Here is a 12,391-nt window from a genome sequence, read left to right on the forward strand (position 1 = left end):
TGCGCCGGCACCAACTGGTGCCGGCGCCGCCTACGCTTCAGCGCGCCACAGCCGTGGCGGTGCCCCACCGCTCGTGGTGGGGCACCGCCGACGGATCAGCCTGCCGGCGCGATCTCAGCCAGGGTGTGCAGTCCGCCCTGGTGGAAGCCGCCGCCCCAGGTGTTGGGGAAGTAGTCCGGACCGGACTCGGAGTTGGGCCAGTTGGTCCACACCTCCGTGTTGTACTGCGCCCACATCCCGTTGTACCAGAGCGGGATCATCGGCAACTCGGTCATGGTGATCTCCTGCAGATCGGCCATGATGTCCATGTAGGCGGGGTCGTCCTGCGCGGTACGGGCCAGTTCCTGTACCAGATCCCAGGCCTCGTCGTTCTCGTACCGGCCGAAGTTACCGGGGAACATCTGCTCCTGGATGGGCTGGTGGAACACGTAGTTGAACCAGGTCCAGGGGGTGTTGGACACACCCGAGAAGTTGTTCAGCAGGAGGTCGAACTCACCCGTGGCACGGGCATCGTCCAGCGCTCCGGCGTCCGGGAAGTCCGCGACGACGTTGATGCCGGCTTCCTGGGCACCTTCAGCAATGACCCGGGCCGCCTCCATCCAGTCGGTCCACCCGGCCGGCACGATCAGGGACAGCTCGATCGGCTCACCATCAGGTGTTTCGACGTACCCGTCACCGTCACTGTCCTCATAGCCGGCGTCGGACAAGATGCTCCGGGCGGTGTCGGGGTCGTAACTGAAACCGTGCTCGGAGGTGACGTCCTCGGCGTAGAACTCCTCGTATGCCGGCAACATCCCGGAGGGGTGTGCGGCTTCGACGATGTTGCCGTAGGCACCGGTGACGATCTGGTCCACGTTGATAGCGTGCGCCAGCGCCTGCCGGAACGCGGCGTCGCCCATCGGCTCACGCAGGGTGTTCGGGAACAGGGCTGCCGTGTTCTCCGAGAGCATGTAGGGCGCTTCGGGGAAGTAGGTTTCCACCTGGCCGCTGTCGGCCAGGGTGTTGATCCCGGGCAGGAAGTTGTTGCTCAGGTCCAGGTTGCCCTGCAGCAGCAGACCGAGGGCGACCTCGTTGGAGGGGTTGACGATGTCGACGATGTACTGGGCCGGCATCTCCATCCCCAGCGCGTCGATGCCCCACCAGTCGTCGTTGCGTTCCCACACCATGCGGTCCGGGCCGTGGGTGGAGTACAGGTAGGCACCAGAACCCACCGGGTCCTCGTTCTGGCTGGAGATGTAGTCGTCCTCGCTCCAGTCCCCGAAGATGTGCTCGGGCACGATGTTGTTGGTGTAGAGGAAGTTGTCCCACTCCTCATACCGGGGGTCGGAGAAGGTATACCGCACCGTGGTGTCGTCCACGGCCTCGGCCTCATCGAGCCAGTTCCACAGGTTCGACCAGGGAACCTGGGGGTACTCGCCGAGCTCGATGGTGAAGACCACGTCGTCAGCGGTGAGCGCCTCGCCGTCGGACCAGGTCAGGCCCTCGCGCAGGTTGATCTCGAAGACGTCGTCGGAGACCCACTCCCCACTTTCGGCCAACCATGGCTCGAGTTCCAGGGAATTGGGGTGGAACATGAACAGCGGCTCGTACAGCAAGCCGCGCACTCCGGTGGCCTCACCGGACTGGGTAATCGGGTTCCAGCTGGACGGCGGCCCCCATTGCTGCCCACTGGTGAACACGGTCTCATCCCGCGGGTATTCGCTGACCAGTTCCTCAACCTCGGCCAGGCCTTCGGTTTCCTCGTCGGTGTCCTCATCGACCTCGGCGCCCGCGCCGCCATCCCCTTCGGGGGTCGGATCGACGTCGTCGGCCTCCCCCGCGCATGCTGCCAGCACCAAGGCCGAGGCAGCAACCAGGGCAATTGCCCCGTGTCCACGTCTTCTCATCGTTCTGGATCCTCACTTCCTCGTAAGTCACGGCCACATCGCTACCGCCGACGGGGGTGACCCGTCACACCCCATGCTTAACCGCTTAAGTTCATAAGTCAAGGGGACCAGGCATCACGAAGTGGTAACGTTCCGGACGTTTCGGCTGGATACGTCAGAAACTCGTGGGGTGAGGTGCTTGCGGCGAAGCCACGTGACGATCAGGCTGGACCCGTGCCGCACGAGGAGACCTTCTACGCCTGGTTGTTCCAGCGGCACGCTCATCCGATCAGCGCCTGGTCAAGGCTCCTGAGCACCCCACTGCTGTTGGTTCCGCTGTGGACGCGGCGCTGGTGGTTGTACCTGCCCATCGGCGCGTGGATGGCGGTCAACCCGGTGATAACCCCGCCGGCTCACGACACGTCCTCGTTCGCGACGCGGGCCATCCTGGGTGAAGAGTCCTGGACCCGGGACCCTCAATCGGAGCCGATGATCCTGGCCCTGACAGCCGTGGTCAGCGGTTCGCTCGTCGGCGCAATGACGGCCGCCTACCGACGCGACAAGGTCGGCGCGATCGCTGGCACCGGGATGTCGATGGCACTCACGTTGTGGCAGTGGAAGTTGTGGGCGGACCGATTCACGCGAACAAGCCGGAGGCAGCCTGACTTCAGCCCTCCCTAGCAGGACGGCCTCGCATCACCGGCACGCACACCCCTTGCGGCATGAGCGCAGAGCGCGTCTCGAATCCTGCTGTCACAATCGCCACCCCCGGCACATAGGGGATGCAGGGAGGGTGGAGCAATGCATCGAATCAGATCCGCGGCAGCGCTCGCTGTCGTGCTGGGCGTGGCCACCGGCTGTGGCGCGGCGGGGGCGGACCACCAGGAGGCCGGTGAACTGATCGCGACCTACTCCGAGGGTGGCCATGGCCGGGAGTGGGTCGGGCAGGTGAACCTGGCCGAGGCGGTGGTGCTGGGATCCGCCGTCGATGTCGACAACTGGGTGAGCACGTTGCCCGGTGCCGATCCGGCCGAGTTCGTGGAACTGGATCAGGTTGACCTGACCGAGCACTTCCTCGTCATCGGCGGCTACCACCAGTGCACCGAGACCAGTGCGATCATCGTGATCACCGAGGACGACGACGTCCGCGTCGTTTTCGAGGTCGCCTCGCCTGATCCCGACACTGTGTGTGACTGGTCGCCCTACACCCTCGATGTGTGGGCCGTGCCCCTCAGCCTCACCGGCGGCGACGTCCCCGGCTCGGTTCCGATCACCTCCGGCACCGGTTCCAGCACGACGGCCCCGGAACCGGCGCGACCGACGGCGGTCGGTGACCTCCTGGCTACCTGGGATGAGAACACCGTCGACCGTGACGCGATGGAGGCGGTGGTGTCGCACTTCTCCGGGCCGGTGCGGCACCAGAACTCCTTTGACGGCCTGGCTGCGGCGCTGGCCGACTTCGGCGAGTCCGGCCCCGGACTCCTGGCGGTCCAGGACGCGGATCCGAGCACGGCCTTTCTGCTGGTCACCGGCTACCACAGCTGTACCGAGCGCAGCATCGTCCAGGCCGACCTGGACGCCGACCCCACCAGGGTATGGATCGAGATCGAGTGGGACGCCGACGTGGACTGCGCCTGGGCGCCCTACACCCTGGATGTGTGGCAGGTCGGGCTCGGGGAGGTCGGCGACTTCGTCTACGTCGAGGACGCCGCATAGCGCCCATCGGCTGCCACCTGGGGCTCGGCGTCAACGGCCTCGCCAGGGTCCAGCACGTGCACCGACAACCCGGTCTCACCCGGCCGGATGTGGTCGCTCAGCTCCCACTCGCGGGTGTACTGGCCGGTGAACTGCGGCCGGTAGGCGATGGGCGCGTCGGTGAAGAAGCCGTCCAACCGGGTGCTCAGCTGCGCCCTGACCTGGCCGTACCCGTGGCTGTCGAGGAAGTCGGCACTCGGGACGGGCAGCGGCTCCAGTACCTCCATCCCGGTGTAGGCGAGGGTCCCGTGCAGCAGGCCGAAGAGCATCTCCTGCAGTTCCCCGCTCTTGCCCCGCGGCCCGATCGATCGGGGCCGATCGCCCAGCGTGACGACGACGAAGGCGCGTTTGCCGGCGAAGGGCCCCTGTTCGAAACGCAGCCGGCGGCCCGTGGCCGGGTCCTTCCCGAACGCGAAGCCGGAGTGGAACACCATGTCGAACCACCCCTTGAGGATGGCGGGCATCCCGTACCACCACAGGGGGAACTGAAGCACGACGGCGTCCGCCGCGAGCAGTTTCTCCTGCTCGGCCACGATGTCCGGGGCGAGGCCCCCGGTGAGGTAGGCCCGCCGTACGTCGTCGGAGGGGTTGAACCGGCTTGGGCGTGGGAGCACGGCATCCGGTCCGAGGACGGGGTTCCAGCCCATGGCGTACAGGTCGGACTGCAGCACCTGGTGGCCGCGTCCCTGCAGGTGCGTCGCGGCATCGCGCCTCAGGTGCCCGTTCAGCGAAGCCGGCTCCGGGTGGGCGCTGACCCAGAGAAACGTGTGGGGAGGCGTCGTCGTCATGCTGCTACTGTCACAGCCCGACGTCGACGGCGGAAGTACCGAAATTCTGTGCCGGTACGCCCATTCGTGGCCGAGAGGAGGAAGCGTGCGAGCATCGGTTGAGCGAGCCGCGCAGGTGTGTCCGGTGGAGATCGCGGTCGCCGTCCTCGGGGGAGCCTGGAAACTCACCATCGTCAAACACCTGCTGGAGCACGGCGTGCACCGCACCCACGAGTTGCACCGACGCCTGCCCACCGCCAGCGAACGCACGCTAACGCGTCAACTGCGGGAACTGGAAGTGGACGGCATCATTCAACGCACGGTCCACCCGCAGGTGCCCCCGAAGGTGGAGTACGCACTCACCGAACTGGGCACCACGCTGCGTGCGGTGGTGCAGCAAATGGACCATTGGGGCGCCACCTATGGCACCACCCAGGCGCCGGCCGCCTCGCGGACGACCTGAACGATGGATCCCACCACACTGGACGTGATCGTCACCGTCGTGGCTGCGCTGCTGCTCGCGGTGGCGGTGCTGGGCACGATCTTCCCGATCCTGCCCGGATCAGCGTTGACTCTCATCACCGTCGTCGGCTGGGCCTGGATCCTGGGGTCGGGTGCCTCGTGGACGGCCGGCATCATCGGCGCGGTGCTCGCCCTGGCGGGGATGAGCGCTTCCTTGATCCTGACCGGCCGGAAGATGCGTCGAGAGAGCATTCCGAACACTCCGGTCCTGGTCGGTGTGGCCGGCGCCATCGTGGGCATGTTCGTCATTCCGGTCGTCGGGCTGTTCCTCGGCTTCGCCATCGGGCTCCTGGCCGCGGAATGGTACCGCCGGCGCGACCTCCGGGCAGCGCTGCGTTCGTCCGTGGAGGCGATGAAGTCGATGGGGCTGGGGATGATCATCGAGTTCGTCTGCGCGTCGTTGGCGGCGTCGGTGTTCGCGATCGGTGCGTTGGTGCACTTCTGAGTTGGCCTTCCGCGGACACTGAGTATCTGGTGGGCTCGGCCGCCAAGCCAATGATGGACAGCGCCTGGCACGCCCGCTTGTTCCGGCGTCACCGAGAGGGCGTTCAGGTAACGCCCCCTCACCGGACACATCACCGGACTGGTCTTACGGGACGGCCCGGAATAAACACGGGCGTTGACGCAGGTCAGCGGAGCGCTTCCGCGTTGAACGTTCCTCCTACGGGACGGACAACTGGACCGACCGCAACCGCTGCGAGGGCGGACCACTGAGCGTTAGGGGGTCCCGTCCGGCTCCGATGCCCTCTCCAGGCTTCGGACCGCTGCCAGGCGGTGGAGCTCAGACCGTCGGATGAGGAGTGCGGCAACGGGCGCCCGCGATCGCGCTGGCGGCGTGATGATTGGTCGTCATTCGCGCCCTTTGGTTCCTTCGCGCACCATCCGACGATGTTCGCCGCGGCCGGCGGCGTGCCCGCGTTGCGGGCGGAGTCGTTCAGTCGCGAGCGATGCGAAGGGCGACCCAGAGCGCGCACCTTCGGCAGATGTAGGCCGGTTCGCTCCCGAGTGCGTGGAGCGACCTTCGTGGCCGCTGGCGGCCGCAGCACGAGCATCGTTGCTGGGTGTCATCGGCCATGTCGCGATGGTGCCACGGGCCGGTGACCTTCGCGGGTCACAGGTAGCGGCAGACGTCCTCGGGGGAGCATGTGGCCGGGTCGCCGGTGGTGGCGTGCTCGCGCAGGATGGCGATCGTGGTGCGTAGCTGCGCGAGCTCGGCGAGCTGCCGGTCGATGACCGCGAGGCGGGTGTCGAGCAGGTCGGTGACGTGCTGGCAGGGGGCCTGGCCCCGGTCTCGGATGGCCAGCACCTGGCCGATCTGGGCCAGGGTCAGCCCGGCGGCTTGGCCCCGGCGGATGAAGTGCAGCCGGTCGAGCACCTCGGGGCCGTAGTCCCGGTACCCCGCCGGGCTGCGGTCGGGGTCGGGGAGGAGTCCGACGTCCTCGTAGTACCGCAGGGTCTTAGCTGTCGTGCCCGACGCCTGAGCCACCTCACCGATCCGCATGCCACTCATTCTGCCTTGACCTTCCAGTGCACTGGAAGGTCGATCCTGGTCCTGAGGCGCGGCAACAAGGGAGGACTTATGACGGCAACGGACAAGGGCAGGTCGTATGACCTGGCAGTGATCGGGTCCGGTGGGGCGGCGTTCGCGGCCGCGATCCGCGCCACCACCCTGGGCAAGCGGGTGGTGATGATCGAGCGCGGCACCATCGGCGGTACCTGCGTGAACACCGGGTGTGTGCCCTCCAAAGCCCTGCTCGCGGCCGCCGAGGCCCGCCACGTCACACTCGACGCCGCCCGGTTCCCCGGTCTGCCACTCCCCGACGCCCCACCGGTCGACATGCCCGCCATGGTCGCCGGCAAGGACAAGCTCGTCGGATCGCTGCGCAGCGAGAAGTACGCGGCCCTGGCCGCCGAGTACGGGTGGGCCCTCCACCCCGGCGAGGCCACCTTCGTCGGCACACCGACTGAGCCGGCACTCCGCGTGACCGGCCCGGACGGCACGGCGGAAACCGTCCGGGCCGCGCACCACCTCATCGCTACCGGCTCCACGCCCTGGGCGCCGCCGGTCCCCGGCCTGCAGGAGGCCGGTTATCTGACCTCGACGACCGCGATGGAGCTGGACCACGTCCCGGAGTCGCTGCTGGTCATCGGCGGCGGCTACGTCGCCATGGAGCAGGCCCAGCTCTTCTCCCGCCTCGGTGCCCAGGTCACCATGCTCGTCCGCTCACGGCTGGCCTCCCACGAGGAACCCGAGGCCGCCACCGCCCTGGAAGAAATCCTCGCCGACGAAGGCATCGAGATCATCCGCGGCGCGGTGCCCACCGCGGTGCGCCGCGACCCGGCCACCGGCGAGGTCACGGTCACCGCCACCACCGCCGACGGCTCACACGAGCTCCGCGCGGCCGAGCTCCTCGTTGCCACCGGCCGCCGCCCGGTCACCGGCACGCTCGGCCTCGACACCATCGGCGTGCGCGCCGGCAAGCGCGGCGAGGTCATCATCGACAGCCACCTGCGCACCACGAACCCGCGGATCTGGGCCGCGGGTGACGTCACCGCCCACCCGCAGTTCGTGTACGTCGCCGCGGCCCACGGCGCCCTGGTCGCCGACAACGCCCTCACCGGAGCCGGCCGGGAGGTCGACTACCGCCACCTGCCCCGGGTCGTGTTCACCAGCCCCGCCCTGGCCTCCGTCGGAATGACCGACCAGCAGGCCCGCACTGCCGGGATCCGCTGCGACAGCCGCGTCCTGCCCCTGGCGCACGTCCCGCGCGCCATCGTCAACCGTGACACCCGCGGGCTCATCAAGATCGTCACCGACGCCGACACCGGCCGCATCATCGGCATCACCGCCCTCGCCCAGGACGCCGGTGACCTCGCCGCCGCCGGCGTCTACATCCTCGAGGCCGGCATGACCACCGACCAGGTCGCCAACCTCTGGAGCCCCTACCTGACCATGGCCGAAGGCCTCAAACTCACCGCCCAAACCTTCACCACCGACATCACCAAACTCTCCTGCTGCGCAGCATGAACCCGCACAGGGATCCCTATACCGGAGCGTCGAGCCTGGCGACCTCTCTCGTTCGCTTTGGCTCCGTCAGAGACCGAACGCTCCTCCGCTGACGAGGATGACGATGCCGAGGCCGATCAGGACGATGGGGAACAGGATGTGTTCCCAGCGCTCGAGGACTTCAGCGATCGGCGGCCGGGTGGCAACGAACTTGGCGACTACGACCAGGACCGCGACGAGCGCGAGGAAGACGAGGCAGTAGGCGACCACTGCGATGGGTTCCACGCTGAGGAAGACGGGGACATAGACGCCGATGTTGTCTCCGCCGTTGGCGAAGGTGACTCCTGCGACGGTCCACGCGCTGACCTTCGTGCCCGTGACCTTGGCGTCATCGTCGTCATCGTCTCCGCGCCAGGCTTGCCATGCAGCCCAGAGACCGAGGGCCAGGGGGATGAGCCCGAAGTACGGGATAGCTGCTGAGGGCAGGAATGCTCCGGCTCCGATAGTCACCAGCACAGCGGCACCGAGGATGCAGGCGAACCCCACGTACTGGCCGACCAAGATGCGGGTGGTCGTCCCGCGTTGGCCCGCGCCGCGGGCGAAGAACAAGGAGAGCACGATGATGTCGTCGATGTTGGTCGCGATGAACAGGCCGATTGCCTGCAGGACCGCAGCCAGGATCACGCGCCCGCCTCTGCTGCGTCGCATCCGTGCACCGAGCAGGCAGGATCGATGCACGGGGCGTTCTCGTCAACCGCGAGGGTGACGTCAACCAGGGCGGTCAGCGCCTGCGTCAGGTGGGGATCGGCGATCTCGTAGCGCGTCTTGCGGCCCTCGGGTTCGGCAGCAACGATGCCGCAGTCGCGCAGGCACGCCAGATGATTGGACACGTTGGAGCGTGTGAGGTCCAGATCGCGGGCCAGCTCTGCCGGGTAGGCCGGCCGGTCGAGCAGCGTCAGGATGATCCGGGACCTGGTCGGGTCGGCCAGCGCGCGGCCCAACCGGTTCATCACGTCCAGGCGAGAAGCAATGGTCAGCATGCGCTGAACTATACAGCGAGGACTGAAGTGGTTTTACGCAGCCCGGAGTCGCTAAGCGTGCGAACGAGGCTGTGTCAGTTGGGGATCCCTCACCGGGACGGGATCCGCATGCGGGGACGAAGGTCTAGCGCGTCCTTCGGTGACTCGGTCATGCCCAGTAGCGGGTGTCGATTCCAGCCCCCGTGGCGAGAACATCGCTGACTACTCTCGTCACATGGCTTCGCGCATCGTCGTGCATTTCCAACCGGGATGGCGGTTCGGCGACGGCACGGTGCTCGATGCGATCGCGGCCAGCGGCGTGTATCGCAGCCAGTGGGAGACGGGCACCTCAAACGGTGGGTTGACAGCTCACGTGGGTGGAGACCGCTGGCGGTGGGAGAGCAGACTTTTCAAGGGTCGGTACGACGAGGCGCCGGCCAATGAGCGGCCCGTGTACGGGGCCTGGAATCGACGCGATGACAGCTACGGCGCGTCCCCGAGGTTCGGTTCGGCGTACTTGAGGCTTCGTCCTGAAGTGATCGACCGCGCCACCTTCTGTTGGCCTGACAGCGTCTACGAGCCGACGGCCGTCGGCGGACCTGAGCGGCTGGAGGAACTACTGCGTCTGGCCGACGCAGGGATCACTGATCCGAGCCTGCTGCCAGAGTCTGCTGCCGACCTGCCGCTGGATGATCCGCTCAACGATTACGTAGAAGCGCAGATCCATGGAGGTCTGACGCTTCAGAGGGACGTGGAGGCAATCGTTCTCGATCCGACTGACTACCAAGCACACGCCCAAGTGCTCGGTCGACTCTGCTTGCCCGTGGAGGTGCATCCCGGCTACCGGGTGGCTGTAGAGCAGATTGACCCGACCTACCGCAGCGACGTCCCGGTCATGTTGGCCCGCACGCTTGGTGGCGAGATCACACCGGCCAGTCTCGCTATCGCGTCACGGTCGGGAAACTACGACCCCCAAGCGGTCAAATGGCTGTGGCACTGCCTGGCCCGATTCGGTCGACAGCGTTGACACTCAATCAGGGTGCGGACTCCGCACCCGGCGACGCACATATACACGCACGGCGAGGTTCCGCCGACAACTGCCCGTGGCCTCGGTCGCTTCGAGTTGATGCTGACGGAGGCTGCTGTGCTGCGTGATGTTCCGTAAGCTGAACGTGCCGCGCCGCAGTGCTAGCAGATCGGCAAGGGCGATGGCGGCGTCCCGCTGGGGATCCTCATGCGGGTGCTCAACCGGGTCGATGGAGTGCTCATCGCGACTCGGGTTGTGATCCTTACACTCCTACTTATGGACCTTCTAGACCTGGGGCGGATCATTGTCGGGTTGGTGCTGCTGGTGCTGGGCGGGGAGGTACTGGTGCGAGGGGCCTCCGCCTTGGCTCGTCGAGCGGGGGTTTCCTCCCTGGTGGTCGGGCTCACCGTGGTCTCGGCGGCCACGTCGGCGCCCGAGCTTTCGGTGAGTATCGGTGCGGTCCTGCGCGACGAACCCGGACTGGCGGTGGGCAATGTGGTCGGCAGCAACATTGCTAACGTCTTGCTCATTCTCGGCCTCTCCGCTCTAGTTCTACCGCTGGCCGCGACACAACGGTTGGTGCGCTTTGATCTCCCCCTGATGCTTTCTCTGTCCGCGGCGCTGGTGCTGGTCTGCCTCGACGGGGTGATCAGCGCGGTAGACGGGCTAATCCTGTTCGGTGCCGTGGTCGCTCACACCGTGCTGACCGTCACCATCGGCCGCAGAAGGACACAGTCCAAGGCCCCTGTTATGCAGCTGGCTGAGGGTTCCCCGGGTATCGGCACCTCCGCCCAGGCCCAGAAACTGCCTGTGGCCTCGAGCGGAAAGTCGATTCTGCTCGTGGTGTTCGGAGTTGCTCTCCTGGTAGCCGGGGCCACGCTCCTCGTCGAGGGCGCGGTGAACACCGCCACCACGCTCGGGGTGAGCAGCCTAGTGGTCGGTTTAACCGTCGTGGCCATCGGCACATCTCTGCCTGAGCTGGCGACTTCCCTCATCGCCGTGCGCCGTGGCGAACGTGACTTGGCGATTGGCAACGTGGTCGGCAGCAACCTCTTCAACATCGGAGTCGTGCTCGGGTTGCCAGCCATGATCTCCCTCGAGGGCATTCCCGTATCCAGCGCCGCCCTGGCCTTCGATATCCCGGTAATGTTGGCGGCCGCGATCGCCTTGCTGCCCGTAGCCTTCACCGGCTTCACGGTGGCGCGATGGGAAGGCGCCCTGTTCGTAGCCCTGTATCTGGTTTACCTCGGGTATCTCATCCTGGCTGCCACCGCACACGACGCACTGGAAGGATTTACCGCCGTGATGGCATGGTTTGTCCTCCCATTGATCACGGTGACGCTGATCGCCTTCACCGCATACGAAATCGGGCTGCGTAAGGGCCGACAAGGCAGCGGCACAACCCCCCGTCCGTCCTGACCACGAGCCGCTGACTAGATCAACCCGGGCCTGTCAATACCGCGCGGCCCCCAGGCGCCAGATAGTCGCCCCCCCCCCGATCAGCGCCAGACCCAGTGTCTAGTCGCCACCTGCATGGACACCCGGCCTGTAATCCAGATGACGTCACGAGGTGGCCTGAGTATTGGATCAGAGGAATCAACTCTGCAAGCCTCCCCAGCACACTGGCCGGCCATCACCTGCACCCCAACACCGTCATAGAGCGGCTGCGCGACCTGGGCGTCAACCCCTCAGCGCCCGCAACCGAGCCATCGGTGAGCTCGTCCTCGAATGCCCGTCCTCGCTCGTTGCCGAGGTCCTCGGCTACAGCACGCAGGTGGCTTTCCTCCACGCGAGCAAGGCTGCTGAGCCATGGGCCCGATGTGCCGGCCGATCCGTCAGGTCGCCCTGAGCGTCCCGAAAGACGATCCACAATCGGATGCCGGATCCAGTTACGACAGGTCGTGTAGGCGGCGACCCGCAGTTGCGGGCGATGACTCTCCAGTTGGAGCGGCGCAGCCATGGGGACATCTTCGACGCGTTCGAGCGCGTTGGCTGGACGCAATTTGCTGGGGTACGACTGGTCGGTGACTACCTATTCCTCAGCCCCGAGTCTGCTATGCGCCTGATGCTCAACGGTGGCGTTCCAATCCTCAATCAACTAATGCATGCAATGCCAATCGAGATGCAGGCAACGTCACCGCTGACTCTGGACCCTAATAGGTCTCTCTACCCGTTCCAACTTCGGGCCTATGCAATCGAGTGCCTCGGCCTCCAGCATCTTGTTGGATAGACCGGGACCGCGACCCTCCGGGTAGCCAGCCCTGGCGAGGTAGTTGGTTCGTTACGCCGGTGGAACCCCGACGCCCGAGTGAGGGCACGGGCCTTGATGAGAAGGTGGCGGCCGATCCGCGCGACGATGGGCGCTGTGGCTGCGTCATCTCAGCGGCCGAAGGGCGTACGGCCACCAGCGCTGCCACTACATCCGCCCC

At 66.6% G+C, this 12,391-nt stretch carries 12 protein-coding genes; 7 read left to right on the forward strand and 5 right to left on the reverse strand.

Features of this window, described 5'->3' with window-relative positions:
- Nucleotides 1-95: 95 nt before the first annotated feature.
- The gene (locus ACO0LV_RS15325; protein WP_424788790.1) at nt 96-1,886 is read right to left on the reverse strand and encodes an ABC transporter substrate-binding protein; all 1,791 of its coding nucleotides are present in this window, start codon (nt 1,884-1,886) and stop codon (nt 96-98) included.
- Nucleotides 1,887-2,099: 213 nt separating this feature from the next.
- On the opposite strand from ACO0LV_RS15325, the gene ACO0LV_RS15330 reads away from it, so the two are divergent.
- Together ACO0LV_RS15330 and ACO0LV_RS15335 are read left to right on the forward strand one after the other, a co-directional pair.
- Nucleotides 2,100-2,546: a DUF6653 family protein gene (locus tag ACO0LV_RS15330; protein WP_424788791.1), complete on the forward strand. Its 447-nt coding sequence runs from the start codon at nt 2,100-2,102 to the stop codon at nt 2,544-2,546.
- Between the two features lie 120 nt (nt 2,547-2,666).
- A complete protein-coding gene (locus ACO0LV_RS15335; RefSeq protein ID WP_424788792.1) occupies nt 2,667-3,581 on the forward strand; it encodes a hypothetical protein in 915 nt (304 codons plus the stop codon).
- Here the strand turns inward: ACO0LV_RS15335 and ACO0LV_RS15340 are convergent.
- Entirely contained in the window at nt 3,560-4,408 is an 849-nt protein-coding gene (locus tag ACO0LV_RS15340; RefSeq protein ID WP_424788793.1) for an NAD(P)H-dependent oxidoreductase, read from the reverse strand. The two genes, ACO0LV_RS15335 and ACO0LV_RS15340, sit on opposite strands and share 22 nt — an antisense overlap.
- An 85-nt stretch (nt 4,409-4,493) precedes the next feature.
- Between ACO0LV_RS15340 and ACO0LV_RS15345 the strand changes: the two genes are divergently transcribed.
- Together ACO0LV_RS15345 and ACO0LV_RS15350 are read left to right on the forward strand one after the other, a co-directional pair.
- Nucleotides 4,494-4,850 (forward strand): winged helix-turn-helix transcriptional regulator, encoded by a 357-nt coding sequence (locus ACO0LV_RS15345; RefSeq protein ID WP_424788794.1) that lies wholly within the window; start codon nt 4,494-4,496, stop codon nt 4,848-4,850.
- A gap of 3 nt (nt 4,851-4,853) precedes the next feature.
- Entirely contained in the window at nt 4,854-5,354 is a 501-nt protein-coding gene (locus ACO0LV_RS15350; protein ID WP_424788795.1) for a DUF456 domain-containing protein, read from the forward strand.
- Nucleotides 5,355-6,020: 666 nt separating this feature from the next.
- Here ACO0LV_RS15350 and ACO0LV_RS15355 read toward each other — a convergent pair.
- Nucleotides 6,021-6,410: a heavy metal-responsive transcriptional regulator gene (locus tag ACO0LV_RS15355; protein ID WP_028708020.1), complete on the reverse strand. Its 390-nt coding sequence runs from the start codon at nt 6,408-6,410 to the stop codon at nt 6,021-6,023.
- Between the two features lie 78 nt (nt 6,411-6,488).
- On the opposite strand from ACO0LV_RS15355, the gene merA reads away from it, so the two are divergent.
- Nucleotides 6,489-7,937, forward strand: coding sequence for a mercury(II) reductase (merA, locus tag ACO0LV_RS15360; RefSeq protein ID WP_030153508.1), 1,449 nt, complete (start codon nt 6,489-6,491; stop codon nt 7,935-7,937).
- Between the two features lie 66 nt (nt 7,938-8,003).
- On the opposite strand, the gene ACO0LV_RS15365 is transcribed toward merA, so the two are convergent.
- Nucleotides 8,004-8,600: a cadmium resistance transporter gene (locus ACO0LV_RS15365; RefSeq protein ID WP_030153505.1), complete on the reverse strand. Its 597-nt coding sequence runs from the start codon at nt 8,598-8,600 to the stop codon at nt 8,004-8,006.
- Nucleotides 8,597-8,956, reverse strand: coding sequence for a Cd(II)/Pb(II)-sensing metalloregulatory transcriptional regulator CmtR (gene cmtR, locus ACO0LV_RS15370; protein WP_028708027.1), 360 nt, complete (start codon nt 8,954-8,956; stop codon nt 8,597-8,599). Before cmtR ends, ACO0LV_RS15365 begins: the two co-directional genes overlap by 4 nt.
- Before the next feature lie 214 nt (nt 8,957-9,170).
- Between cmtR and ACO0LV_RS15375 the strand changes: the two genes are divergently transcribed.
- Nucleotides 9,171-9,962 carry a DUF3626 domain-containing protein gene (locus ACO0LV_RS15375; protein WP_424788796.1) on the forward strand — a complete coding sequence of 264 codons (792 nt, stop codon included), beginning with the start codon at nt 9,171-9,173 and terminating at the stop codon, nt 9,960-9,962.
- Nucleotides 9,963-10,238: 276 nt separating this feature from the next.
- Entirely contained in the window at nt 10,239-11,381 is a 1,143-nt protein-coding gene (locus tag ACO0LV_RS15380) for a calcium/sodium antiporter (protein WP_424788797.1), read from the forward strand.
- The last annotated feature ends 1,010 nt before the right edge of the window (nt 11,382-12,391 follow it).

Origin of the sequence: Pseudactinotalea sp. Z1739 (assembly GCF_049725055.1) — a bacterium.
GTDB lineage: Bacteria > Actinomycetota > Actinomycetes > Actinomycetales > Beutenbergiaceae > CALKWS01.